The following is a 26,452-nucleotide window of genomic DNA, read 5'->3' as shown; positions in this document are numbered from 1 at the left end:
AATGCGATATCTTCAAATATCAATCCAATTTACATGCCAAGAAACTCATTAATTTTAACCTTAGGGCAACTTTACTAACAAAAAATAATAACTACAATAAAAACAAATAGTTATAACCTGATGTACCTGCACTTTTTGAGCTAGCTTGCGCCATAAGCCCCCCGTTTTTCCCTTGCCGAGTTTGACAAGCCCACAGAATAGTAATTAATTAACCACTAATAGGTTAAAAATACCAACAGGGGTACTATGCGCCAAACTCTGATCGGACAATCTAGTGGTTTTGTGGCTGTTTTGGATAAAGTATCCAAGCTTGCCCCTATCAATCGCCCGGTACTTATCGTGGGTGATCGAGGAACAGGTAAAGAGTTAATTGCTCAGCGCCTGCACTATTTATCAAAACGATGGGATAAACCGCTCATTAGTCTCAATTGTGCGGCATTAAGTGAAGGGGTGGTGGATTCGGAGTTGTTTGGTCATGAAATTGGCTCGTTTTCTGGAGCAACAAAAAAGCATCAAGGTCGTTTTGAGCGCGCTGAAAGTGGTACACTTTTTTTAGATGAATTGGCAACCACGCCACTGTCGGTTCAAGAAAAACTATTACGCGTCATTGAGTATGGTGAATATGAGCGCGTAGGTGGGCAACGCATTCTTCGCTCTGATGTCAGGCTCATCTGCGCTACTAATGCCGATCTCCCCCAATTGGCGGCACAAGGCACATTTCGTTCCGATCTCCTCGACCGCTTAGCCTTTGATGTGATCTTGTTACCCAATTTGCAACAACGCGTAGAAGATATCCCTCTTCTGGCCGAGCATTTCGCCCTTAAAATGTGTCAAGAGTTAGGTTTACCCTTGTTTGCCGGCTTTAGTGCACAGTGCCAGGAGTTACTCCTTAACTACCCTTGGCCAGGCAATGTCAGAGAATTAAAGAATGTGGTAGAACGCGCTATTTATCTCAATCCCGATCCCAACGCCCCCATTAAAGCGCTTATTTTTAACCCGTTTCAACCCTCCTTCCTTGAACATGGGTCACAGAGTAACGAAAATAAGAACAAAGATATTGAAAAACAAAGGTTATCTGTACCTCTGGATTATAAAAAATGGGTGCACGAACAAGACATTATTCTTCTGAATCAAGCATTAAACCACGCCCAGCACAACCAGAAGAAAGCCGCAGGGCTACTGGGTTTAAGTTATCACCAGTTCAGAGGCATGCTTAGAAAATATAAAATGGTTTAGTCCTAATGGAGCTTATACGAGATAAGTGTTAGATTATGCAGATCATTCTCAAGAGCAATCAATGGTGCCTGATGTATAGGAAGGCGAATATTTGGCAAACGTTACAATTTGGATTATTAGGTCTTTGCGCCTTAATTGTCTCTGGTTGTGGCGAAGTGGCGGTATCCAATCAAATCAAACAAGACGGATTCATTTTTTGTGGTCAAGGGGCTCCCAGTTCTTTTAACCCACAATTGGTGGACAATGATCTGGCCACCGATGCAGTAAGTCCGCAAATATTCAACACGCTTGTTCACCTATCCAGCCAAAGTCTGGAGTTAGAGCCTATGCTCGCCACCCACTGGAGTGTGGACAAAACGGGAACTCGTTATCAATTAACCTTACGCCAAAATGTTTCTTTTCAAACCACTCACTGGTTTACTCCAACACGTCCTTTAAATGCACAAGACGTGGTGTTTACCTTTAAGCGTATTATTGATAGCACACACCCCTTCCATTATGTGGGAGGAGGCAACTACCCTTGGTTTGATGCCATTGGTTTCTCGCATACACTAAAAGATGTCAAAGCATTGGATGAGCATACGGTGCTGTTTGAACTCTATCAGCCTGACAATACTTTTTTATCAAACCTTTCAACCACTTATTCTAGTATCCATTCAGCAGAATACGCGGCGCAACTGCAAGCCATCGACCAAAAGCAGCGTATTGATCAATACCCTGTGGGTACCGGCCCCTTTTATCTGGATAAATTCAGTATCAATGATTTTATTCGCCTACGCAGGAACGAACACTACTGGGGCACACCGGCTAAAATGAAGCAAATGGTGTTAGATATCTCTTCCCGTGGTACTGGCTCCTTGGCCAAATTATTACGTGGCGAATGTGATGTGTTGTTTTCACCTCGCTCCAGTCAAATTCCTACCATTCAAGTGCATCCCGATTTAGAGTTGCAAGCTTACCCAAGCATGAATGTTTCTTTCATTGCACTGCGGACCTTAAATCCTGCGCTCAATGATTCGCGGGTGCGCAAAGCGTTAAATTTGGCCATTAACCGTAATGCCGTCATTGATTCGGTCTATTATGGCTATGGCACGCCCGCTTACTCCTTGCTGCCTCCTGAGTCTTGGGCGTATCAACAAAGCTCCTCCCAAGTACGCTATGATCGAAATTACGCTCGCGCCTTATTGCGTGAGGCCGGTTACGGCAATGGACTTAAACTCTCGTTATGGGTGTCACTTGAGCCGACCGCTTATAACCCAAGCCCAAGAAAAGTGGCTGAATTAATACAAGCCAACTTTGCTGACATTGGAGTAACCTTATCCATTCATCACGATGAACGCTTATCTCGCACCACATTTCAAAGCATCAAAGAGGCGGATATGATTCTTACCGGTTGGAGTGCGGATACCAGCGATCCTGACAACGTATTCCGTCCCCTACTCTCCTGCGGTGTAGGACGAACAGCAGATAACATCGCCTCTTGGTGTAATTCCGATTTCGATTCCTTGATCGATCTTGCTAAAGAAACCACTCAAAAGCGTTATCGGGTAAATTTGTATCATCAAGTTCAGCACTTACTTGACGAGGAAGTGCCGATTCTTCCCATTGCCCATGGAATGCAATTTAGGGTTAAGCATCGCTCTTTAAAGGGGTTTAATACTAATCCATTTAATAAGCTGAGCTTCGAAAACGTTGAGAGGGCCCAATAATGTTTATTTATACGATGCGACGCTTATTCTTGTTTAGCATTACTTTATTGATTCTAACGTTCGTCGGTTACAGCATACTGAGACTCGACCCAACGTCGCCTTGGGCCATTTCCGATTTTTGGCCCGGTTGGTTGCAATATCTGCAAGAGATTTCTCATTTAAACTTTGGTGTTACCGCCCAAGGCCAGCCTATATTCAATGAAGTAAAAGTCGTGTTTAGTGCCACACTAGAACTGTGCTTTTTTGCGTTCATTTTAGCCCTTTGTATCGGCTTGCCCCTTGGAACCTTGGCGGGTGTCAGACAAAACAAATGGTCGGATAGACTGATCTCTTTCTTTTATATGGCGGGGAATTCCGCGCCGTTATTCTGGGTTGCTCTGCTACTGGTGATGTTATTTTCATTACGCCTTGAGTGGTTACCCATTTCTGGTCGCTACAACTTACTCTATGACATCCCACATATTACTGGGTTCGCTATGGTTGATGCTTGGCTAAGTAACAGCCCCAATCGAGAAGCGGCATTTACCAGTGTGGTCATGCATTTGATATTGCCGGCTTTGGTATTGGCCTTGCCACCCACCACGCACTTTATTCGCTTAATGCGTGCCTCTGTGGCGGATGTCATTGGCAAAAACTACATTCGCGTTGCGCGTATTAAAGGCTTGTCTAAAGTAGAAATTATTTTTCATCATGTGCTACGCAACGCCATTCCCCCTATAATCCCACAAATTGGGGTGCAATTATCGAGCATGATTACCTTCGCTATCATTACCGAGACCATATTTAACTGGCCTGGTATTGGTCGCTGGTTGTTGGATGCCGTTAGTCACCATGATTATGTGGCAGTACAAGCAGGAGTGATGGTCGTGGCAACCTTTGTTTTAAGCACCCAAATCCTTTCAGAAATGTTAGGAACTCTTATTAACCCACTGGCAAGGAAGGAATGGTATGCTAAACAGTAGCGTCTATCTCGAAGAGAGCATACCCACACAAAGGGAACGCTTCTGGCGTCATTTTAGAAGCAATAATTTGGCGATGTTTGGTTTGTGGAACCTTGGGTTTATCATCATTATCACAGTGATCGCGCCTTTTATCGCCCCTCACGATCCTGTCATGCAGTCGTCCGTTTTACTGCAACCACCATCATGGGCTAGAGAAGGCAGTATCGACTACTTTCTTGGTACCGATGATTTAGGCCGAGACATACTTTCCCGCCTATTGATTGGCTCACAAATCACCATAGGTTCTGCAGTAAGCATCACCTTGATCGCAGCCTTCATTGGTTGCATTATTGGCGCCCTTGCCGGAATGACTAAAGGGTTGATTTCCAGTACCTTAAACCATTTACTCGATACAGTAATGTCGATTCCATCTCTGTTACTGGCGTTGATTTTTGTTGCCTTTTTAGGCACAGGTATCACCTCTGTGATGATGGCCATCTGCTTGGCGTTAATTCCAAGGTTTATTCGCAGTGTTTATCAAGTCATCCACGCTGAAGTGGAAAAAGACTACATCATGTCTGCTAAGCTCGATGGTGCGGATAAGTGGTATTTACTCACTGTCTCTATTTTACCTAATGTGTTGGCTCCCATTGCGGCTGAGTTTACACTTGCGTTAACCGTTGCCCTGCTAGATATTACCGCCCTTGGCTTTTTAGGATTAGGTGCCCAAGCCCCTAGCCCTGAGTGGGGAGCGATTATAGGCGATTCTGTTGAGCTTATTTATCTTGCGCCGTGGACGGTGGTGTTACCCGGTCTGAGCATTATGTATAGCGTGATCACTATTAACCTCGTTGGCGAAGGCATTCGTGATGCCTTAAATGCAGGAGTCGAATAATGCCTGTTTTGGATTTTAGACATGTCACCATTGAAATAGAAACCCCGCAAGGCATTGTTAAAGCGGTTGACCGTATGAGTTTAACCATCAATGAAGGGGAGATACGCGGTTTAGTGGGCGAATCTGGCTCAGGTAAAAGCCTACTGGCAAAAGCCATTGTCGGCTTAGCCAAAGACAGCTGGAAGATTACCGCCGACCGAATGCGTTTAGGTGACATTGACTTACTGACATTAAAGCCAAAGGAAAGACGCAAGGTCATCGCTCGTGAAATCGCGATGATTTTTCAAGAGCCATCCACTTGCCTAGACCCAAGTGAAAGAGTGGGTCAGCAATTGGCAGAATCGATTCCCTCTCGCACCTTTGAAGGGAAATTTTGGCAACGATGGGGCTGGCGCAAAAAAACCTCCATCGCCTTACTGCATAAAGTGGGGATTAAACACCATTCGCGCATACTGCGCAGTTATCCTTATGAGTTAACCGATGGTGAGTGTCAAAAAGTCATGATTGCCATGGCCATTGCCGCCAAACCAAAAATTTTAGTCGCCGATGAACCCACTAACGATCTCGATCCCATCACTCAAACGCAGATATTAAAACTGCTCAGTCGTATGAATCAACTCAATAATACGACCATCATTCTTATTGGCCATGATTTGACCGCCATTACCCAATGGGCGAAAAAAATCACCGTGATGTATTGTGGCCAAAGCGTGGAGTCTGCACCCATAGAAAAACTCATGGCGGCGCCAAAACATCCGTACACTCAAGCCTTACTTGAAGCCTCTCCAGACTTCAGTGGCACTCTACCTCATAAGCAAAAATTGCAATCTTTACCCGGTAGCATTCCACCGTTGCAGCATCTGCCCATTGGTTGCCGTCTTGGTCCCCGTTGCCCATACGCTCAACACAAGTGCGTAAAAGCGCCTTTATCTAAGAAAGAGAAAGGCCATAAATACAATTGTCACTTCCCTCTTAATACTAAGGTGGCTGAATGAGTTCGTTATTAGAGGTGCGAAACCTAGGTAAAACCTTTGCTAATCGCTATGGCCTATTTAGAAAACAATACATTGATGCGGTAAAACCGGTAAGCTTTACTTTAGAACCCGGTGAAACTTTAGCTCTTATTGGGCAAAATTCATCAGGCAAGTCCACTCTGGCTAAAATGCTGGCTGGGGTTATCGAACCCAGTTCGGGGGAGATTTTCGTCAATGGAGAAAAACTGGAGCACAAAGATTACTCAACGCGATGCAAATTGATCCGAGTGATTTTTCAAGACCCTAACTCCTCGCTCAATCCACGCATTCAAATTGGCCAGATTTTAGAAGGACCACTGAAAAGAAACACGGCCATGACCCCAGAGGCGCGCAAAAAACGGGTGATCAGCACCTTAAAACGCGTTGGCTTACTTGCAGAGCACGCGTATTTTTATCCGCAAATGCTGGCAGCAGGGCAAAAGCAAAGGGTATGTATTGCCCGAGCCTTAATATTGCAACCTTCTATCATTATTGCCGATGAAGCCTTAAACGGTTTAGATATGGCGATGCGTTCGCAAATCATCAATCTGTTACTAGAACTGCAAGATGAAATGGGACTCTCATTTATTTACGTGTCTCAGCAAATTGGTATCGTCAAACACATCTCAGATAAAGTGATGGTGATGGCAAACGGAGAGGTTGTGGAGGCGGGAGAAACTCAAGCCGTGCTGTCCAACCCTGAACATGCAATTACGCAAAAATTGGTGGATAACCACTTTTTCAAAGCCCCTAATTATTCCAAATAGGGTCATACCATTAATTGTAGTGATACCAATCGTACTAAATAACTGATCATTCTAGCTTGTTAAAATACTCGATAACTGCGTTAGAATTTTTGATTGTAGAATAACTACTTATCGAAAAATTCTGCCTTGTTTTCGAGCATTTTTCCTGCGCTATTTCTGATCACTTACTTAGTGTGATTGGTATGATTGGTATCACTCACCTCTATTTAGATGATTGACATAAAAAAAGCAGAGCCTATAGACTCTGCTTTTTTGTATTGCGAGAACTTATACCAGTTCAGCTTGCAACCAAGGCCAGCCTTGTTTCTTACGGCTTAGCGTATTTTCCATCATCAACACACCGTTGTCGGCATGTTTGTCTAACTTAGTTGCCCACTCACCTTTATAAATAAGGCGTGTTGTTGCTGTGGTAATGTCCGTTAACATAACCGCGGCAAAGGCTAAGCCTTGCTCTTCACAACGACGAACTAAATCTTGCTCTAATGCTTCAATTTGACCGTCAACTTGCTCAAGTGTTGCCAACTCAATTTGCCCCACAACAACGTCACGACCATTAAATGGGTAAGCTTTAAGATCTTTTTCAACCAATTGCGCTGGAGTGAGACCTTCAATATCGGTTTTTGCAATGAGCAGCGCTTTGATGAAAGCATCGACATCATCAACACCCGCAATTTTCGCCAACTCTTGCACTGCGTCTTTATCTTTTTGTGTACAGGTTGGAGAAGCAAAGCCCACGGTGTCAGAAAGGATAGCTGACATCATTAGTTTCGCTATAGGTGCCGTAATTTCAGCGCCTTCAATCTTGAACATGTTGAAAAGCACAGTACAAGTACAGCCAACAGGCCAGATCCATGCTTCAAGTGGGTTCACAGTCATTACATCACCAAGGCGGTGGTGATCCACAATACCCAGAATTTCAGCTTGATTAACGTCATCAGGGGCTTGAGCTAGATCGCTGTAATCCACCAACCACACTTTCTCTCCCGCCACAGAATCACAAAACTCAGGTTGCTCTAGACCTGCCACATTTAGGATGTGTTGAGTTTCACGGTTGATTTCGCCTTGACGAATTGGCTTAGCGTCTAGGCCACGTGCCTTAAGAAGTTCGGTAGCAACCAATGCTGAACAAATACTATCGCTATCTGGGTTTTTATGACCAACAACTAAAATCATTACTGTTCCTATAATGTTATCCAATGTTACGTCTTATATAAGACGTTAAAGTGCGAACATTATACCCAATCGATTGCAAGTTTCTAGTTATCTACAAGAGTTAGATTGATGTTACAAAGAAACATTTATATGGACTTTTCTCAACATATGCAACAGACGCCCTGCCATCCTCATCAACAAATATATTTCGCGCGTCTATTTGACTTAGAATTGACATGAATCGCTGGGAAAAACTATCAATTCTTATCGATGCAGTGTATCTTTTGCCCGCTATTACAATGTTCTGCAACAGGTTGAAAAGCATGTTTAATTTTGCCAACTTTTATCAATTAATCGCTCAAGACACACGCCTACAACCGTGGTTAGAAACGCTACCAAAGCAACTTGCTGACTGGCAAAGTGCTGAACATGGCGATTTTGACCGTTGGTTACGTGCTCTCAATAAAATCCCGCTATTGTCTGCGGACAATATTCAACTGCAATATGAAGTGAGTGTTTCCAATAAACAGCCACTGATTGATGGGGAAAAGAAGAAGCTAGAAAGTCTTCTAAAAACCTTCCATCCATGGCGTAAAGGCCCTTTTACTCTGCACGACATTCATATTGACACCGAATGGCGCTCTGACTGGAAATGGGATCGACTACTGCCGCATATTACCCCGTTAAAAGGTCGCTCGGTATTAGATGTAGGTTGTGGTAACGGTTACCATATGTGGCGCATGCTCGGTGCTGACGCTCGCTTATGTGTAGGCATCGATCCATCACATCTGTTCTTAGTACAGTTTGAAGCCGTGCGAAAACTGATGAATAACGACCAACGTATTCATCTACTTCCTCTGGGCATAGAGCAACTGCCCAAACTGGAAGCCTTTGATACTGTGTTCAGCATGGGGGTGCTTTACCATAGACGCTCTCCGCTAGATCATATTTTACAACTTAAAAATCAGCTGTTACCCGGCGGTGAATTGATCCTCGAAACCTTAGTCATTGAAGGGGACGAAAATGCCGTACTGGTCCCAGCGGACCGTTATGCTCAAATGCGCAATGTGTACTTTTTCCCTTCTGCTAAGGCACTCAAAGTATGGATGGAGAAATGTGGCTTAGTGGATGTCAGCATAGTGGATGAAAACATCACCTCTGTGGGCGAACAACGCACAACACAATGGATGAAGCATAACTCGCTACCGGAATATCTTGATCCCGAAGATCCCACCAAAACTATCGAAGGTTACCCTGCGCCTAGACGAGCTATTTTAGTGGCAAAAAAACCACGTTAAAACATTGAAAAATCACGATGTTTTTTTGATTAAACACAGAAAAATAGGATAAGTGTTCTACACTTATTATTGCGGATCTGGTTTATGTCTCCCCAGATGCTATTCCCATTACCAAAATTAATAGGTTTAACATGCTCAAGCATATTGTCGCTGTATCCACAGCGATACTTTTATCCGGATGTGCACCCTCTAAAGCAATACAAGAGGAAACTCGGCAATATCGCAATGACTCTATGCTCGCCATTCAGTCGTCTGAAGACCATTTGTCTCAGAAACTTGATGGTTTAGATGCCTCCATAGATAAACAAACTCGCCATATGGAGCAGCTACAACAGCAGTTAGCCGTCATGTCCAAGCGTATGGATAACTTGGCTAAACATAATGCTCGTGTGTTTTTGGCACCTAAACCTCAAGAGAAACCCGCCCCAGAACAAAAGCCAGTGCTCAATAATCAATTGCTTATCTTAGGCTCCATAGAGACAGTCAAATTTGAGCAAATAAATCAATTATTTGAAGCCAGAATTGATACAGGGGCTGCAACTTCATCATTGAATGCCATAAATATCCAAGAATTTGAACGCAATAGTGAAAGATGGGTTAAGTTTAACTTGTCTACCAATAAAGCAAAGGATGCTGAACCGACTTGGATTGAAGCACCCGTTATTCGATACGCAAAAGTGCGTCAATCTAACACCACTAAAACCCATCGTAGAGCCGTCATTGAACTTTGGATCAGCTTAGGGGATGTACGAGAAAAAGCGCAGTTTACATTAGCTGATCGCTCTCATATGACGCATCCAGTGTTATTGGGACGAGAGTTCATTAAAGACATTGCGTTAGTTGATGTGAGTAAAGAATTTATTCAAACAGAAAAACAACAGTGACACTAGGTCGCCTAAATAATAAGGATTGTTATGACTTCACGAGTGCCGTTTTACATTTTCATTGCCCTGCTAGTCATTGCCGGGGCTACCCTATCCTTCATGCGTCACGATTCTTACGGAGTGCCTTGGACTCCCGGAGAAACTCGTGAGCTTTGGGATATTGAAGCCCGCGTTGAGTTAGTCGCACAAGGAGAGCCTGTTACTGTCTCATTAGCCGCTCCTGGTACACAAAATGGCTACACATTAATTGACGAATCTACCTCCTCACCTGGCTATGGTGTCGCCTATGTGGATTCCGATATTGGCCGCCGTGCGGAGTGGACCATCCGCTATGCCGAGGGACCTCAAACCATTTATTACAAAGCGCAGTTTTTAGTCGACCCACAAGCTAAAGTTGCTTCGGCCGCCCCTGAGCAGCCCATAGAAGTCCCTACTTTTGATGGCCCACAACAAGCCGCCGCCCAAGCCATCGTCGAAGAGGCGACAAAACGCAGTGCCGATGATGAAACCTTAAGTCGTGAAATCATCCGTAAGTTAAACGACGCCAACAGCCAAAATGCTGCTTTGCTGCTCAACCAATTTACTAAACAAGAAGCGCTGTCAGCCCTACTCTCTTTTGCTAATGTGCACAATAAAACGGTGGGGGTGATTAAATTAGAAGATGGGCGTAGACGCCAATCAATCAACCCTATGGTGGAAGTGTGGAACGGCAAAGACTGGATGCTATTTGATGCCGAAACAGGCGTGCAAGGAATGAGCAAAAACACCCTAATTTGGGATCAATCCAATGTCTCGTTGCTTGATGTCACCGGTGGCAAAAACAGCCAAGTACTGTTTTCTATGATAGCCCAAGACATTACACCAAGAGCGGCAACGGCCAGTAAAGTGAATGCCGACGATCTGCTGAATTTCTCTATCCATAGCCTACCTCTTGAAGAGCAGTCGATGTTTAAAACCATCATGCTCATCCCCATTGGTGCGCTTATTGTGGTGTTTTTGCGGATTATTATCGGTCTGAAAACCTCCGGTACTTTCATGCCCGTATTAATTGCGGTGGCCTTTGTGCAAACTCAGTTAATTACCGGGATTGTGGGCTTCTTGTTAATTGTCGGGACGGGTCTGGTTATTCGTAGCTATCTCTCTAAGCTCAATCTCTTGTTAGTGGCACGGATATCCGCGGTCATTATCACCGTTATTCTCATTATTTCAGTATTCACCATTGTCGCCTTTAACATCGGCTTAGTTGAAGGACTCTCTATTACCTTCTTCCCAATGATTATCCTTTCCTGGACCATAGAGCGCATGTCAATTCTGTGGGAAGAGGAAGGCGCCAAAGAGGTGGTATTACAAGGGGGGGGCTCATTGTTAACGGCCGTATTGGTTTACCTAGCGATGACCAATGGTTATATCCAGCACCTGACCTTTAACTTCATTGGGGTGCAACTCATCATCCTAGCCGCTATCTTAATGTTAGGTAACTACACAGGCTATCGCTTAACTGAGTTACGTCGCTTTAAGCCACTGGCGGAGGACTAAGCCTATGTTTAGCCAATTTACATCCCCGGGTAAAATTCGCGCAAAAGGCATTATGGGTATGAACCAACGTAATCACAGTTACATTGGTAAATACAATGACCGCAGCAAGTTTCCACTGGTTGATGATAAGTTAAAAACGAAAAAAATTGCTGAATTGCATGGAGCAACGACACCTGCACTTATCGGTGTCATTGCCCAACAGGCAGAAGTAAAACGTATTCATAAGATGGTCAAAAATTGGCCCGGCTTTTGTATCAAGCCAGCTCAAGGCAGTGGCGGTAAAGGCATCTTAGTGATCATCTCCCATAAAGATGGCATTTATACTAAGCCCTCAGGGGATACGGTTAATGAGCAAGATGTTGAACGTCATATTAGTAATACCCTTGCCGGATTATTCTCTCTTGGTGGAAAGAACGATGTGGCTGTAGTGGAAAACCTCATCAAATTTGATGACTGCTTTGAAGGGTACAGCTATGAAGGGGTTCCCGATGTACGCATTATTGTGTTTAAGGGCTATCCCGTTATGGCGATGATGCGTTTATCCACATCCAGCTCCGACGGTAAAGCCAATTTACACCAAGGTGCCGTGGGCGTTGGGGTCGATATAGCCACCGGCAGGGCCGTTAAAGCGGTGCAATATGATTTACCCGTCACTCACCACCCTGATACTGGAAAAGATCTTCTGCAGCTTCAAGTCCCCCATTGGGAGCGACTATTAACCTTAGCATCCAGTGCATGGGAAATGACCGGTTTAGGCTACATGGGAACGGATATGGTGCTTGACCGAGAAGAAGGTCCTATGGTGTTAGAGTTAAACGCCCGCCCTGGATTGGCAATACAAATTGCCAATGGTGCTGGCCTCTTGCCGAGACTGAATCATATTGAAAACCTTGGGGAAACCGCTGAATACCCTAAACCGGCGGAGCGTGTAGCGTATGCGGCCAAACAATTTGGGGTCACCTTTGAGCCTACCTAGTTTCCTAGATTAAATCAGGCATAACCCTGAGTAATTAAGTGCTCGAACTTATACTAGGGATAGTCAACGAAAACGGGACCTAATATCAATTAGGTCCCGTTTATTTCTGCAAGGCTTGCGACTGACTGTATTAACGCCCTAATGCTTCTTTATAATGGACACGACATACGGAGACATAACGATCATTACCACCAATAACCACTTGCCCACCTTCCGCGATAGGTTGTCCGTGTTCGTCAGTGCGGATCACCATATTGGCTTTTCGGCCACAATGGCAGATGGTTTTTAATTCCACCAATTTATCCGCCCACGCCAACAGATGACGACTGCCTTCAAAAAGCTCACCTAAAAAGTCAGTGCGCAATCCGTAGCAAAGTACCGGGATATTTAATTTATCCACTATCTCAGTCAGTTGATAGACCTGTTGCTTTGATAAAAACTGGCTTTCATCTACCAGTATGCAGTGGTGCGTGGTGTGCTGGTTCAGCTCGCTGACTGTACTATACAGATCCGTGTCCACATCAAACAGCAAAGCTTCAGCCTGCAAGCCTATTCTCGATGTCACTTTACCTTCCCCATAACGATTATCTAGAGCGGCGGTAAAAATGAGCGGGTTCATGCCTCTTTCTTGATAGTTAAAAGAGGACTGTAAAAGTGTTGTGGATTTACCCGCGTTCATTGCGGAGTAGTAGAAATACATCTGAGCCACGTAAAAACCCTTTAATATTCTTTTGCGTAGATAAAGAAAAGGGCCGATAAAAATCAGCCCTCGTAAATATGTTGCCTGTGGACTATTTACGACGCCAAGTTGTGCCTTGAGGACCGTCTTCTAAGATAATACCCAGTTCATTAAGCTTATCTCGGGCTAAATCTGCGTTCGCCCAATCTTTAGAGGCGCGAGAGTCGTTACGCAGTTTTATTAAGGCTTCAATCTCTGCCACTTCATCATCCGCTTGTCCACCTTGTAAAAAGGCTTCTGGCTGCTGATACAAAATACCAATCACTTCGGCCAATTCACGCATTAGTGCGCCAAGTTGGCTGGCTTTTGCAATATCAGCCCCTTTTAAACGGTTCACTTCACGGGCCATATCAAATAATACCGCGTAAGCTTCTGGGGTATTGAAGTCATCATTCATCGCAGTGGTAAAACGAGATACGTACTCCTCGCCACCAGCAGGGCTAGCATTGGCATCCAGACCACGCAAAGCGGTGTATAAACGCTCGAGTGAGGAGCGAGCTTGAGTAAGGTTATCAAGGCTATAGTTTAATTGACTGCGATAGTGTCCTGACATGAGGAAGTAACGAACCGTCTCAGAATCAAAGTGACCTAAAACATCGCGAATGGTAAAGAAATTGCCTAATGATTTGGACATTTTCTCTTGATCCACCATGACCATACCACTGTGCATCCAAGTATTGACATACTGAGTGCCGTGGGCACAGCACGATTGGGCAATTTCATTCTCATGGTGTGGGAATTGCAAATCAGAACCCCCACCGTGAATATCAAAATGGTCACCTAGAATGGACGAATTCATCGCTGAACATTCAATATGCCAACCTGGACGGCCTTCTCCCCATGGAGACGCCCATGTAGGCTCGCCTGGTTTAGACATTTTCCACAGTACGAAATCTAATGGGCTGCGTTTTGCTGTTTCTATATCAACACGAGCACCCGCTTGGAGTTGTTGCAAGTCTTGTTTTGAAAGGCGTCCATACTCATCAAACTTGCTCACTTCAAACATCACATCACCATTGCTAGCAACGTAGGCAAAACCGCGTTCAATGAGTTTTTCAACTAAAGCGATGATTTCATCAATAAAATCGGTAGCGCGAGGCTCTACATCCGGACGCTTCATATTTAACGCATCAAAGTCGGCGTGCATGTCTGCGATCAGGCGCTCAGTTAGCGCTTCACAGCTTTCACCATTTTCAGCCGCACGTTTAATAATTTTGTCGTCAATATCAGTGATATTTCGTACAAAATTAAGGTCGTAGCCAAGATATCTTAGATAACGTGATACAACATCAAAAGAAACAAAGGTACGACCATGGCCAATATGACAAAGGTCATAAATAGTCACCCCACATACGTACATGCCTACTTTTCCGGCCGTGATAGGTTTAAATTCTTCTTTTTGACGTGTCAGTGTATTGTATATCTTGAGCATTTGTTCAGCTTTAACTTCTACTGGTGATAATAATGTGGTTAGTATACCAACACATAACAACTTAAGTAACATAAAACTCGGTTAGCGGTTGATTGTGCTGTGAGTTTGGTTAGAATTTGAGGCGATCACTCCACTAAAATAACGTTAAGGACGCTCTTATGATCACCCTTCACACCAATCACGGTGACATCACGCTAGAATTGAACCACGAACTTGCGCCAGTTACGGCAGCAAACTTTACTCAATATTGCCAAGATGGTTTTTACGACAACACTTTATTTCACCGTGTTATTGATGGTTTTATGATTCAAGGCGGTGGCATGACGTCTGGACTACGCGAAAAACCAACGCGCGATACCATTAAAAATGAAGCTAATAATGGCCTAAGCAATGCCGTTGGCACTATCGCAATGGCTCGTACTATGGAACCGCATTCAGCTAGCTCACAGTTCTTTATCAATATTAACAACAATACCTTCTTGGACTTCAAATCAGAAGACATGAACGGTTGGGGCTACTGTGTATTTGGTAAAGTGACTGAAGGCATGGATGTCGTTAACAAAATTAAAGGTGTGAGCACTGGTAGCATGGGTATGCACCAAGACGTTCCTTTAGAAGAAGTAATTATTACCGGTACTACAATTACTGAGTAAGACTTTATAAACCGCCTTAGTTTCGCTAAGGCGGTTTTCTTATCTAACGGAACCTCTCTTAATGCGCACACTATTTATCTCTGATCTGCACCTTACTCCCTCACGTAATGATATGACGGACGCGTTTATACGCTTTATGCGCCAGCAAGCTCCTGGAGCTGATGCGGTGTATATTTTAGGTGATTTATTTGAGTTTTGGGTTGGTGACGACGACGATTCGCCACTCAATAACACCGTAATTTCCGAAATCAAAACCTTGGTGAGCTCTGGTACCCCTTGTTACTTTGTGCAAGGCAACCGAGATTTTTTAGTGGGTAAACAATTTCAGAAAAAAAGTCACGCTATTTTACTCGGGGATGAAACCTTAATTGATCTGTACGGCACACCGACACTCATCATGCATGGTGACACTCTATGTACCGACGATATTAAATATCAAAATTTCCGTAAAAAAGTTCATATGAAATGGCTGCAGTGGGTGTATAACCATATCCCCCTAGCCCTGCGCAGAAAGTTAGTCAAAAAAGTACAAAATAACGCCAATGATGAGAAACAACATAAATCGTACGATATTATGGATGTGAATCAACAAGCCGTTTTAGACGCGATGCAACGACACTCAGCAAGCCTACTGATTCATGGCCACACTCATCGCCCTGCCATTCATGATATTGACCAACAAAAAAAGCAGCAACGTATTGTTCTTGGTGACTGGTTCACACACGCATCAATATTGGAAATAACCAAAGAAAACATTAACTTACACACTAAAGAATTATGATTCTCATTCATATTTGTGAAGTGGTAAGCTTTTTTGATAAAAAGCGGTTTAAACATTTCAAAGTAAAGTTATTATCTTGCGCGTAGTCTCATAAATTATAGATGTATTTGTGTATAGCTCTTTTATTGCTCGGCAACCAATCAGTGACCGTCACGGTGTTACAGTAGCTTATGAGCTACTGTATCGAAAAAGTCATGTTAATAAATACCCAATAGATGTAGATGGTGAACATGCCACTAAGTCGATACTTGCTGATCTGCTCATTGAGTCGTCAGGGGAAATGTTGAATTATGGCAAAAGCTTTATTAATTTCCCGCACACTACTCTGATTGCAGGTTTGCCCCTATGCTTACCCGCACAGGATGTCGTTATTGAGGTATTAGAAGCCGATGTACCTAGCCCAGAGCTCATTAATGCCCTGAAAATACTGCATAAACGCGGCTATCAAATTGCTCTTGATGACTTTATGCCAACGAGTGAGTGGGAGCCGGTGTTGTCCTATATTTCTATTATTAAAATAGATATTCAGCAATTGTCCCTATCCGACTCTCAAGCCTTTATCCAAGCCCACCAACACTTGAATATTCAGTTCCTCGCTGAAAAAATTGAGAACCACGCTCAATATCAACAAGCACTCAGTGCGGGTTTTCACTTATTTCAAGGTTACTTTCTTGGCCAGCCTGAAATGCTCGAAAAACACATTAATGATGAAAGCTATCCTCAGCTATACCTTGAGCTTTATCAACACCTCAGCCATATGACGATGAACCCGCCTAAAGGGATGACACACGCCAAACAAGATGCGCTGGTCTAATAGCATAACCTCTTGTCAATTATCTTAACCCCTGAGATCAATAATCTCAGGTGATGGTGGTATAATTGCTCTAAATTTCCCATGATGATCGTTACCATGAATACACTTGCCACTTCTTTATGCCGCTGTCATAGCAAAAAACGCTATCAGGATTGTTGCCAACCCATTCATTTGCAGCCAAGCCAAGCCCAATCCCCACTGCAGCTGATGCGCGCACGTTATTGCGCACATGAATTGAATTTGGTGGAGTTTGTAATCCACACTTATCACCCGAGTTGTCACGCGCAAAATGACGCCCAAGCCATTGCCGAATCCGTCCATGGGGAGTGGGTGAAACTTGAAGTGGTCAGTACAGAACTAGGCGCTCATGACAAGGAAGGGTTTGTCACTTTCAACGCCTATTTTATTGAAGATAAACGCCAGTATAGCTTTAGCGAAAAGTCACGTTTTATTAAAGAGGGTGAGCAATGGTTTTATATTGATGGAGAGATGTTCGACTACCCCTTAGCCGTGCCCAAAAGCACACTACAACGTAATGATCCTTGCCATTGTGGCAGTGGTAAAAAATTCAAAAAGTGTTGCGGTATGTAACCGACGGATATTTGAAATATAATCTTGCGTCCACTACATTCATTCCGATGCTGGTAACATTATCAGTAATTATTTAATCGGGGTATAACATGAAGATAAAACCTATAAAGATTGGTGTTTTACTTAGCCTACTTACCATACTATTCGGTTATGGCTTAGGCTGTATTTTTGGTGCAGCCAACAGCAGTATGAAAGCCTATTTCCATGAACAAGTGTATGTCGTTCATGCCAGTAACTTTACTACTGAAAAAGATAAAGACACCGCTTTTTCAAAAGCAAAAGACTACATCAAACGCGCTCACTTGCACTCCGCGGCAATGGGAACAGCATCATTAGCCACCATTTTTGCGTTAGGATTTTGTAGCATATCCGATAGAAAGAAAACCATTGTCAGTACAATAACAGGCTTAGGCGCTGCAGGTTACGGTGTATTTGTATGGACACTCATGGCGTTTGTGACACCTATGATAGGAAAGTCTGCCGCTCATGAAACTATCGCCATTCTCGCCATCCCTACGGGACTTGCCCTAGTGTTTGGTACTATGGCCACCATCTATTATGTTGCTAAAGAAAAATAACAGTACGTTATTTTCTGCTTGCTGATACCTAAGGTGAAGCGACGCCTTTACCTTAGGTTTACATTAATGCCTAGATAGCGATAACCCCCTCATAGACTCATCCATCCACTTCATTCTTCCACCGTTTAATCCGCACAGCTCTTGGCTTTTAGCCATTCAACTAAACTATGCTAGTATCAACCGGTATTTATTATGGCCACCCCTCATGACTGCACACCCTAACGGTATCAAACAAGCAACACGACAAGAAAGCGTGATGAACTCTGCCATGTGGCACTTAGCCCAAAGAGATATGACAGAAAGTGAATTATTAATTAAATTACGCGCCAAAACGGATAATCAACAATGGATAACACAAACCTTAGACACTCTGCACCACTATGGTTATTTAAAGTCTGATGCTGATTTTGCCCATGGATTTGCCCAGCAGTCATTTAATAATGAATATGGGTCAAAATACATTATCGAAAAACTCAAGAAGAAAGGCCTCAGTGTGGCAACAGTATTAACGGCCATTGAGCAGGTAAAGCAGCAATACAATATTGATGAGCAACAGTTGGTTATCGATAGAGTTAATGCGCAATATCAGCAATTTACAATAAGCCGTGAAAAGTTAATTAACACCTTAGTTAAGCGGGGATTTACTTTCTCACAAATTAATACCGCTATTGAGCAGCACCCTGCTGTAGGCTCCCTTCGTTCATCTTTAGAAATTAAAGCAGATAAAGTAGACCTGAAAAAAGAACTGCTTAAATACGCGCGAAAAGGCAAAGGATTAACCGTGATCCGCCAAGAATTAACATTGAGAAAAGTAGATATTACTGATCTTGAGCGGTATGTCAGTCAAGCCATTACCGAGGGTGACATTGATTTTTATGCAAGTTGCCTTGAGCAACTGCAAAAAAAAGCATACGACCTGAACGATTTTAAACAGCGCAGCAAAGCCTATGCCATGCTATCGCGAAAAGGCTTCTCGTCTGAAGAAATTAAATTTGCCTTAAGTGAAGCGTAATACCCACCCTCTTTTTCAAAAAAAAAGCCACTTTATTCAAAAGTGGCTTGCTTGAACATGTCAAAACATCATTATTTATGACGCTCTTTTAGTTTATTCACTACATCGCTCAGTGATAAACCTTGGTCTTGAAGCAATACCAACAGGTGATAAATAAGATCTGCCGATTCACAGACTAATTCAGCCTTATCGCCCGACGTCGCCGCAAGCGCGACTTCAACGCCTTCTTCGCCCACTTTTTGCGAAATACGTTTGGTGCCACGAGCATACAAACTGGCGGTGTAAGACGAATCGGGATCAGCGGATTTGCGTTCACCCAGCAAGGTCTCAAGTTGGTTAAGCCATACCATTTGTGATTCTTCTTGAGCATCCGCATCCCAACAGGTTGTTGTTCCAGTATGGCAGGTTGCGCCAGTCGGTAAGACTTTAACTAACAAAGTATCATTGTCGCAATCTAGCGAAATGTTCTTCAGCTTAAGGACATTACCTGAGGTCTCCCCTTTGGTCCATAAACGCTCTTTAGTACGAGAGTAAAAGGTAACCAGCCCTGTTTCTCCCGTTTTATGCAGTGCGTCAGGGGTCATGTAACCCATCATTAACACTTGGCTAGACGTGAAATCCTGCACGATAGCAGGAACTAAACCATCAACCTTATCCCAATCAATTCGTTCAGCTAACGTTGTTAGTTCACTTGCTGTAAAACTCATATTCTCACCTCTACTGCCTGGGTCTTAAGGTATTGTTTTAGTTTACCAATATTGATGATCTGCTTGTGAAATACAGAAGCGGCTAGCGCACCATCCACATTGGTTTCGTTAAATGCTTGTGCAAAGTGCTCCATCGCACCTGCGCCGCCAGAAGCGATCAAAGGTACCTTACACACTTCACGCACCATATTAAGCTGAGTGACATCGTAGCCATTGCGAACCCCATCTTGGTTCATCATATTTAGAACGATCTCACCAGCACCACGACGTTGTACTTCTTGTACCCAATCTTTGGTTTGCCACTGTGTGGCTTTGGTTCGAGACTCATCACCGGTAAATTGATACACCTGATACTGGCCTGTCTCCTTATCAAAATAGGAGTCAATACCCACTACGATACACTGCACACCGAATTTGTCGGCTAAATGCGTGATCAGCTCAGGGTTTGCCAGTGCCGGAGAGTTAATAGAAACCTTATCGGCACCAAATTCTAAAATACGTGATGCATCGGCGGCGGATTTAATGCCACCAGCCACACAGAACGGAATGTCGATGACCTCTGCAACACGGGCCACCCAGCTTTTATCCACTACTCGGCCATCACTGGACGCGGTAATATCATAAAAAACTAATTCATCCGCCCCTTCTTCGGCATAACGTTGCGCTAAAGGGACAATATCACCGATAATCTCGTGATTTCGGAACTGGACCCCTTTTACAACTTGTCCATCTCTCACATCTAAACAAGGAATTATTCGCTTCGCTAACATAATGCCCTTTATCCTTTTAAAAGCTAAAATCCAGTGACTATGCTGACTGCCAGCTAGCAAACGCTTGCTGTGCGGTAAATTTACCGTCTAACAAAGCACGTCCAACAATCACACCACGCACACCACTTCCTTTAAGTGCTTCAATATCACTCAAGCTGCCGATGCCACCTGATGATTGAAAATGCACTTGCGGGTAAAGGCGGCAAAGATCCACATACAAATCGACATTTGAGCCGGTTAATGTGCCATCTTTAGAAATATCGGTGCACAGCACATGCTTTAAGCCGACGGTCAGAAAATCCTCGAGTAGAGCCTCAATGGTCACACCCGAATCTTCTTGCCAACCAGATACCGCCACTTTACGACGGCCTTCACTATCGATATTGACATCTAGGGCCAAAACGATGTGTTCTGGGCCATATTTTTCCATCCAACCTTTAACCAGTTCAGGCTGTTTTACAGCGGTAGATCCTACCACTACACGCTCAGCACCGGCATCCAGCAGATCGATGACATCTTGTTCTGTACGCACCCCTCCGCCTATTTGAATTTTCGCTGGGGTACTTTTTAGTAGCTTGCCAATCAAATCAAGTTGACGGGCACTGGTGTCTTTTGCACCGGTTAAATCTACTAAGTGCAACCAATTAGCTCCCGCTTGGTGGTACAAGTTAAACTGCTCTGCAGGGTCCACTTTATATTCTGTAACCTGTCCATAGTCACCTTGGTACAACCGAACGACTTGGCCTTCAATTAAATCTAATGCTGGAATAATCACTTCTCGTCCCTAAAGTCTGATGTTGGAGCCTTACAGCTCTAAAAAATTCTTAATCAATTGTGAGCCGGCTTTAGATGAGCGTTCAGGGTGAAACTGAACGCCATAATAATTGCCACTTTGTATGGCCGCACTAAAACGACTGCCATAATCGCAACTGGCGATCGTATAATCGCCTACCGCCATGGCAAAGCTATGCACAAAGTAAAAATACTCCCCTGACTCAATGCCTTTAAATAGCGGGTGACCGGCTTTAGCAGACACCGTATTCCATCCCATGTGGGGTAATGGATTTTGCTGGCTGTCTAACTTGCGTACTTCTCCAGAACAAAGCCCAAGGCAAGGCACGATTTGATCCGCTTTTTGCCCTTTTTCTTCGGAGAGTTTACCCAACAATTGCATGCCTAAGCAGATACCTAGCATAGGCTTGGTCACTTGCTTAACCAGTTCAATTAAGTTGCGTTGCTCTAAGTTACGCATGGCTTCACTGGCCGTTCCTACACCGGGTAAAAACAGCTTATCTGCACCTAAAACCACTTGTGGATCTTTGGATACAGTGACATCAAAGCCTAAACGCTCGATAGCAAAACGTACTGATGACACATTGGCACAGCCAGTATCAATGATGACGACGGTTTGTGATTGATTTTGCACATTCACTCCTTACAACATGCCTTTGCTACTAGGTAACTCTGTGCCTTCCACTTTTATCGCTTGGCGCAAAGTACGTCCGAAGGCTTTAAACAAGCTTTCAATAATGTGGTGATCATTGTCACCCGTAGAAGATAGGTGCAAGGTGCACGCCATACCATCGGCTAAAGAGCGGAAAAAGTGCACGGCCATCTCGGTCGAGAATCCCCCTACCTCTTCACGGCTAAATTTAGCATCAAATTTAAGGTAAGCACGGCCTGAAAGATCCAAGCTACATTGCGCTAAACATTCATCCATTGGCAAACTAAAACCAAATCGGCCAATACCACGTTTATCACCTAGAGCCTCTTTGATGGCTTGTCCAAGGGCTAAAGCGGTGTCTTCAACAGTGTGATGATCATCAATATGCAAATCTCCATCCACTGCAAGTTTTAACTGAAAACCGCCATGAGTGGCGATTTGATCAATCATATGATCGAAAAACCCTAGACCCGTTGCGATTTCATTGCCACCAACTTCATCCAAATTCACCGCCACACGTATGTCGGTTTCTTTGGTGGTACGAACAACTTGAGCCGTACGTGGTTGAGTGGTAAGCATTTTGACAATGGTAGTCCAATCTAAATTCTGCGGGTGATATTGAATGCCTTGAATCGCCATGTTTTCCGCCAACTGCAGATCTGTGGCACGATCGCCAATCACTGCAGAGGTTTTAAAGTCTACTTTGCCTGATTGTAAGTACTCTTTCACCATACCCAGTTTAGGCTTACGGCAGCTGCAATTATCTTCTGCAAAGTGTGGGCAAATAAGTACATCGTCAAAACGAACACCTTGAGATTCGAACACATGCATCATGAGATCATGAGGGGCGTCAAAATCGGCCTTAGGATAACTGTCCGTACCCAAGCCATCTTGGTTGGTCACCATCACCAAACGGTAACCTGCATCTTGTAGCGATAACAAGCTTGGGATAACCAGTGGTTCAAACTGCAGTTTGTCTAGTCTGTCCACTTGAAAGTCGACAGGTGGCTCAACAATCAAAGTGCCATCGCGATCAATAAATAAAATCTTTTGGGGAGTGCTCATTATTATTCCTTTTTAAATTCGGCGTCCTAGGCTGCAGATGGAGCCAATTGTTGCTTAATAAATGCTACGGTTTTTTGGCACTCTTTATCGCTACCAATACTGATACGTACACAATCTTTTATCGGTGAATCACGCAATATAATTCCCGCATCCCAAGCCGCTTTAAACAAGGAGTCACCATCTGGGAAACGTACCAAGAGGTAATTACCATAGCCGCTATACACAGTAACACCAGAGATAGCGCTAAGCTCAGAATTTACATAGGCGCGCTGAGTGTTTAAAGTAGCAATTTGCTCACTGGCGCGCTCAATACCGGCTTTTGACAATGCTTGAGAAGCGATGTCCGCCACTGGCACTGGCACTGGGTATGGGGCAATCACTTTCAATAGCACTTGTATCAGTTCTGGGTTTGCCAAAGTAAACCCGCAACGTAAGCCCGCTAAAGCAAATGCCTTTGACAGAGTGCGTAAAACGGCAAGGTTAGGGTAGCTTTTTAGCAAATCAACCGTTGACGCTTCAGGACAAAAATCAATATACGCTTCATCCATGACCACAATCGCTCGATCTTTGGTCATGTCAAGCAAAGCGATGATGTCATCGCGGTTGATCAAATTACCGGTTGGGTTATTTGGAGAACAAACAAATACCAATTTGGTGTTGTCTAAATTGCGCTCAATAGACGGCAGATCCAATTGCCAATCATCGGTTAACGGTACGACTTTTCGCTCCACACCTATGGTTTCGGCGCTGATGGCATACATGCCATATGTTGGAGGGCAATAGATAATCGTATCTTCACCCGGCTCACAAAATGCGCGAATAAGCAGTTCAATGCCTTCGTCTGCACCGCGAGAGGTTAATACTTGCTCTGCGGTCACGCCAGCATAAGAGGCATAAGCATTAATCAATTGCGGAGGCTGACAGTCACTGTAACGATTTAAACGAGAAGCCTCTACGGTATATTCGTTATCAAAAGGAGATTCATTGGCATTGAGCCATACATCCCCTGAACCACCAATACGGCGTGCAGACAAATAAGGAGTAAGTCCTTGCACCTGTTTACGAGCTAATTTTTCCATGCTTCCATCTTCCTCTACTTCTGTTCTACTTTTACTTCGCCGACAATAACTTTTCTACGCGAATGGTCACGGCGCGTTTATGCGCATCTAAGCCTTCAGCGTCGGCGATTGTAGTAACGGTTGGCGCTAGGCTTTTCAAGCCATCAGCCGTTAACTCTTGCACTGTCATACGTTTACTAAAGTCGGCAAGTCCGAGGCTTGAGTAAGTGCGAGTATAGCCATAAGTAGGAAGAACATGGTTAGTGCCTGACGCATAGTCTCCTGCTGATTCTGGAGACCAAGATCCAAGGAAAATAGAGCCTGCATTATCGAGCAGTGGCAACAATTCACGAGGGTTCTTAGTTTGAACAACCAAATGCTCAGGCCCATAGTAGTTAGAAATGGCCACCGCTTGAGTCACCGATTCTGAGATGATAATCAAGCTAGAGGCTAAAGCTTGTTGCGCTATAGATTGACGAGAAAGTTCCTGCAATTGGCGCTGTACCGCGTCCGTTACTTGATCCGCAATCAACACAGAAGGCGTCACTAACACCACTTGTGAATCGGGTCCATGCTCGGCTTGACTCAAAAGATCCGCTGCCACAAATTCCGCATCTGCGGTTTCATCAGCAATAACCATCACCTCAGAAGGGCCTGCAGGCATATCAATGCCAGCACCACGATAATCATTGCTCACTTGTCGTTTAGCTTCGGTCACATACGCATTACCAGGGCCAAAGATTTTATCCACTTTGGTAACCGTATCGGTGCCATAAGCCATAGCGGCAATCGCTTGCCCGCCCCCTAGGTTATACACTTCGTCAATGTTGCACAGCTTTGCCACATATAAAATTTCATCGGCAATCGGTGGCGGAGAACACAATACCACCTTGTTGCATCCGGCAATTTGCGCAGGCACACCTAACATAAGCACAGTAGAAGGTAACGGAGCGCTACCTCCAGGAATATACAAACCCACCTTATTAATTGGACGAGTCACTTGCTCACATACTACCCCAGGTTGTGTTTCCACTTTAAGAGGCGTTGGTTTTTGTGCTTGGTGAAATTTAGCAATGTTTTTGTACGCTTGGTTAAGCGCCGTTTTCATGTTATCCGTTAAACGCTCCGCCGCTTGGTCTATTTCTTGCTTCGAAACTCGAATATTTTGCAAGCGAACACCATCAAACTTTTCAGTGAGTTCAAGTAATGCTTTATCCCCTTGCTCTTTTACACTGGACACAACGGCACTGACTGCGGCTGTGACGTTTGCCCCTTCCGTTATGGCTGGGCGTTGCAGAACGGCATTTTGTTGTTCTGCACTTAAAGATTGCCAAGTAACCGTTCTCATCACTTACTCCATCATTTTCTCAATAGGTAGAACTAGGATTGAACTTGCTCCCAACTCTTTTAATTGTTCCATGGTTTCCCAGAATAGGTTTTCAGAGCTTACCAAGTGAATAGCCGCTTTAGACTTATCATTTGATAGAGGCAATACCGTTGGGTCTTCAGCGCCAGGTAGTAACGCAGTTACTTCATCAAGACGATCTAAAGGAGCGTGCAGCATAATGTATTTGGATTCTTTCGCTTGTTGCACGCCTTGCATGCGTGTCAGTAGCTTATCAATAAGCTCAAGTTTATCTTGGTCAAATTCACCATCACGTTGAATCAAGGTTGCTTTAGAACGGAAAATCACTTCTGCTTCTTTTAAGCCATTCGCTTCTAGTGTGGCGCCCGTTGACACTAAGTCCGCAATGCCATCGGCTAAGCCTGCTCGAGGGGCAACTTCAACAGAACCCGCTAGCATACAAGTGCTAAAGTCAATGTTTTGCTCATCCATAAACGCTTTCAGTAGGTGAGGATAACTGGTTGCGATACGTTTACCCGCTAAGTCTTGAGGGCCGGTGTAGTCCATTTCTTTATCAACAGCAATAGAAAGTCGGCAAGTACCAAAATCTAAGCGACGCAGTGATTTAAAGGCAAAAGGTTGCCCCTTAGCTTTGCGGTCTAGACGCACTTCTTCTAGTTCATTTTCGCCGATAAAACCTAAATCAACCACACCATCCATGATAAGACCTGGGATATCATCGTCTCGGACTAATAGAAGGTCGATAGGCGTATTCAAAGAATGAGCAACCAAACGCTCACCCATAATATTAAACTTAACACCGCTCTTTTTAAGTAGTTCTTGGCATTCCTTACTTAGACGACCTTTTTTTTGAATGGCAATTCTTAGACGTTGTGTTTGCATTGCAAGTTCCTTCTGCTTAATAGACAGCTAGATTAATAATGGTATAAAAATAAAAAAACCCTTGGGGCTTAGCTCCCAAGGGTTCAAATCTGTGTTTCTTGATTTAACCACCGAGAGCGTTGTCTCCCGGGTATGCGCACATCGCCCGAAAGT

27 protein-coding genes and 1 other annotated feature (1 of these 28 running past the window's edge) are annotated in these 26,452 nt (G+C 44.1%); of the genes, 16 read left to right on the top strand and 11 right to left on the bottom strand.

Annotation, left to right across the window (positions count from 1 at the left end; translation table 11 throughout):
- Nucleotides 1–246 precede the first annotated feature (246 nt).
- From pspF to OCU56_RS05155, 6 genes are all read left to right on the top strand, one after another.
- Nucleotides 247–1,236 carry a phage shock protein operon transcriptional activator gene (pspF, locus tag OCU56_RS05180; protein ID WP_261874466.1) on the top strand — a complete coding sequence of 330 codons (990 nt, stop codon included), beginning with the start codon at nt 247–249 and terminating at the stop codon, nt 1,234–1,236.
- 71 nt (nt 1,237–1,307) lie between these two features.
- Complete coding sequence (locus OCU56_RS05175) at nt 1,308–2,945, top strand: ABC transporter substrate-binding protein (protein ID WP_261874775.1); 1,638 nt, start codon at nt 1,308–1,310, stop codon at nt 2,943–2,945.
- Nucleotides 2,945–3,907 (top strand): ABC transporter permease, encoded by a 963-nt coding sequence (locus tag OCU56_RS05170; protein ID WP_261874465.1) that lies wholly within the window; start codon nt 2,945–2,947, stop codon nt 3,905–3,907. Before OCU56_RS05175 ends, OCU56_RS05170 begins: the two co-directional genes overlap by 1 nt.
- The gene (locus OCU56_RS05165; protein ID WP_261874464.1) at nt 3,894–4,781 is read left to right on the top strand and encodes an ABC transporter permease subunit; all 888 of its coding nucleotides are present in this window, start codon (nt 3,894–3,896) and stop codon (nt 4,779–4,781) included. The genes OCU56_RS05170 and OCU56_RS05165 overlap by 14 nt, the downstream gene beginning before the upstream one ends.
- Nucleotides 4,781–5,776, top strand: a complete 996-nt coding sequence (locus tag OCU56_RS05160; protein ID WP_261874463.1) for a peptide ABC transporter ATP-binding protein — start codon at nt 4,781–4,783, stop codon at nt 5,774–5,776. The genes OCU56_RS05165 and OCU56_RS05160 overlap by 1 nt, the downstream gene beginning before the upstream one ends.
- The gene (locus OCU56_RS05155; protein ID WP_261874462.1) at nt 5,773–6,561 is read left to right on the top strand and encodes a peptide ABC transporter ATP-binding protein; all 789 of its coding nucleotides are present in this window, start codon (nt 5,773–5,775) and stop codon (nt 6,559–6,561) included. The genes OCU56_RS05160 and OCU56_RS05155 overlap by 4 nt, the downstream gene beginning before the upstream one ends.
- Nucleotides 6,562–6,828: 267 nt before the next feature.
- Here OCU56_RS05155 and OCU56_RS05150 read toward each other — a convergent pair whose 3' ends face one another.
- The gene (locus OCU56_RS05150; protein ID WP_261874461.1) at nt 6,829–7,734 is read right to left on the bottom strand and encodes a manganese-dependent inorganic pyrophosphatase; all 906 of its coding nucleotides are present in this window, start codon (nt 7,732–7,734) and stop codon (nt 6,829–6,831) included.
- Between the two features lie 302 nt (nt 7,735–8,036).
- On the opposite strand from OCU56_RS05150, the gene cmoB reads away from it, so the two are divergent.
- From cmoB to OCU56_RS05130, 4 genes are all read left to right on the top strand, one after another.
- Complete coding sequence (cmoB, locus tag OCU56_RS05145) at nt 8,037–9,011, top strand: tRNA 5-methoxyuridine(34)/uridine 5-oxyacetic acid(34) synthase CmoB (RefSeq protein WP_261874460.1); 975 nt, start codon at nt 8,037–8,039, stop codon at nt 9,009–9,011.
- Between the two features lie 131 nt (nt 9,012–9,142).
- Nucleotides 9,143–9,895, top strand: a complete 753-nt coding sequence (locus OCU56_RS05140) for a putative ATP-dependent zinc protease (protein ID WP_261874459.1) — start codon at nt 9,143–9,145, stop codon at nt 9,893–9,895.
- 30 nt (nt 9,896–9,925) lie between these two features.
- Entirely contained in the window at nt 9,926–11,431 is a 1,506-nt protein-coding gene (locus OCU56_RS05135) for an inactive transglutaminase family protein (protein WP_261874458.1), read from the top strand.
- A 4-nt stretch (nt 11,432–11,435) separates the two neighbouring features.
- Nucleotides 11,436–12,407, top strand: coding sequence for an alpha-L-glutamate ligase-like protein (locus OCU56_RS05130; RefSeq protein WP_261874457.1), 972 nt, complete (start codon nt 11,436–11,438; stop codon nt 12,405–12,407).
- A 130-nt stretch (nt 12,408–12,537) separates the two neighbouring features.
- Here the strand turns inward: OCU56_RS05130 and OCU56_RS05125 are convergent, their stop codons facing one another.
- Together OCU56_RS05125 and cysS are read right to left on the bottom strand one after the other, a co-directional pair.
- A complete protein-coding gene (locus OCU56_RS05125) occupies nt 12,538–13,116 on the bottom strand; it encodes a thymidine kinase (RefSeq protein ID WP_261874456.1) in 579 nt (192 codons plus the stop codon).
- 82 nt (nt 13,117–13,198) lie between these two features.
- Entirely contained in the window at nt 13,199–14,578 is a 1,380-nt protein-coding gene (gene cysS, locus OCU56_RS05120; protein ID WP_261874455.1) for a cysteine--tRNA ligase, read from the bottom strand.
- A 158-nt stretch (nt 14,579–14,736) separates the two neighbouring features.
- Between cysS and OCU56_RS05115 the strand changes: the two genes are divergently transcribed.
- From OCU56_RS05115 to OCU56_RS05090, 6 genes are all read left to right on the top strand, one after another.
- The gene (locus tag OCU56_RS05115) at nt 14,737–15,231 is read left to right on the top strand and encodes a peptidylprolyl isomerase (protein WP_261874454.1); all 495 of its coding nucleotides are present in this window, start codon (nt 14,737–14,739) and stop codon (nt 15,229–15,231) included.
- A gap of 61 nt (nt 15,232–15,292) precedes the next feature.
- On the top strand, nt 15,293–16,012 hold the full coding sequence (gene lpxH / locus OCU56_RS05110) for a UDP-2,3-diacylglucosamine diphosphatase (protein ID WP_261874453.1): 720 nt from the start codon (nt 15,293–15,295) through the stop codon (nt 16,010–16,012).
- A 109-nt stretch (nt 16,013–16,121) separates the two neighbouring features.
- Nucleotides 16,122–16,826 carry an EAL and HDOD domain-containing protein gene (locus tag OCU56_RS05105; RefSeq protein WP_261874452.1) on the top strand — a complete coding sequence of 235 codons (705 nt, stop codon included), beginning with the start codon at nt 16,122–16,124 and terminating at the stop codon, nt 16,824–16,826.
- Nucleotides 16,827–16,922: 96 nt separating this feature from the next.
- A complete protein-coding gene (locus OCU56_RS05100; RefSeq protein ID WP_261874451.1) occupies nt 16,923–17,417 on the top strand; it encodes a YchJ family protein in 495 nt (164 codons plus the stop codon).
- A gap of 89 nt (nt 17,418–17,506) precedes the next feature.
- Nucleotides 17,507–17,995 (top strand): hypothetical protein, encoded by a 489-nt coding sequence (locus OCU56_RS05095; RefSeq protein WP_261874450.1) that lies wholly within the window; start codon nt 17,507–17,509, stop codon nt 17,993–17,995.
- A 205-nt stretch (nt 17,996–18,200) separates the two neighbouring features.
- A complete protein-coding gene (locus tag OCU56_RS05090; protein ID WP_261874449.1) occupies nt 18,201–19,007 on the top strand; it encodes a RecX family transcriptional regulator in 807 nt (268 codons plus the stop codon).
- Nucleotides 19,008–19,078: 71 nt separating this feature from the next.
- Here OCU56_RS05090 and hisIE read toward each other — a convergent pair whose 3' ends face one another.
- Genes hisIE through hisG form a run of 8 tightly spaced genes read right to left on the bottom strand, consistent with a single transcriptional unit; the run spans nt 19,079 to nt 26,299 of the window.
- A complete protein-coding gene (gene hisIE / locus OCU56_RS05085) occupies nt 19,079–19,714 on the bottom strand; it encodes a bifunctional phosphoribosyl-AMP cyclohydrolase/phosphoribosyl-ATP diphosphatase HisIE (protein ID WP_261874448.1) in 636 nt (211 codons plus the stop codon).
- Nucleotides 19,711–20,484, bottom strand: coding sequence for an imidazole glycerol phosphate synthase subunit HisF (hisF, locus tag OCU56_RS05080; protein WP_261874447.1), 774 nt, complete (start codon nt 20,482–20,484; stop codon nt 19,711–19,713). Before hisF ends, hisIE begins: the two co-directional genes overlap by 4 nt.
- Before the next feature lie 37 nt (nt 20,485–20,521).
- Nucleotides 20,522–21,259 carry a 1-(5-phosphoribosyl)-5-[(5-phosphoribosylamino)methylideneamino]imidazole-4-carboxamide isomerase gene (gene hisA / locus OCU56_RS05075; RefSeq protein ID WP_261874446.1) on the bottom strand — a complete coding sequence of 246 codons (738 nt, stop codon included), beginning with the start codon at nt 21,257–21,259 and terminating at the stop codon, nt 20,522–20,524.
- A 30-nt stretch (nt 21,260–21,289) separates the two neighbouring features.
- The gene (gene hisH, locus OCU56_RS05070; protein ID WP_261874445.1) at nt 21,290–21,916 is read right to left on the bottom strand and encodes an imidazole glycerol phosphate synthase subunit HisH; all 627 of its coding nucleotides are present in this window, start codon (nt 21,914–21,916) and stop codon (nt 21,290–21,292) included.
- Nucleotides 21,917–21,919: 3 nt separating this feature from the next.
- On the bottom strand, nt 21,920–22,993 hold the full coding sequence (gene hisB / locus OCU56_RS05065; RefSeq protein WP_261874444.1) for a bifunctional histidinol-phosphatase/imidazoleglycerol-phosphate dehydratase HisB: 1,074 nt from the start codon (nt 22,991–22,993) through the stop codon (nt 21,920–21,922).
- 26 nt (nt 22,994–23,019) lie between these two features.
- Nucleotides 23,020–24,072 (bottom strand): histidinol-phosphate transaminase, encoded by a 1,053-nt coding sequence (gene hisC, locus OCU56_RS05060; protein ID WP_261874443.1) that lies wholly within the window; start codon nt 24,070–24,072, stop codon nt 23,020–23,022.
- Between the two features lie 31 nt (nt 24,073–24,103).
- Nucleotides 24,104–25,399, bottom strand: coding sequence for a histidinol dehydrogenase (gene hisD / locus OCU56_RS05055; RefSeq protein WP_261874442.1), 1,296 nt, complete (start codon nt 25,397–25,399; stop codon nt 24,104–24,106).
- Nucleotides 25,400–25,402: 3 nt separating this feature from the next.
- The gene (hisG, locus tag OCU56_RS05050; protein ID WP_261874441.1) at nt 25,403–26,299 is read right to left on the bottom strand and encodes an ATP phosphoribosyltransferase; all 897 of its coding nucleotides are present in this window, start codon (nt 26,297–26,299) and stop codon (nt 25,403–25,405) included.
- A gap of 49 nt (nt 26,300–26,348) precedes the next feature.
- Nucleotides 26,349–26,452, bottom strand: a sequence feature (His leader region); it runs 25 nt beyond the window's last position.

The organism is Vibrio rarus (genome assembly GCF_024347075.1).
In the GTDB taxonomy this organism is placed as follows: domain Bacteria; phylum Pseudomonadota; class Gammaproteobacteria; order Enterobacterales; family Vibrionaceae; genus Vibrio; species Vibrio rarus.
This window is presented reverse-complemented; position numbering and strand designations above follow the sequence as displayed.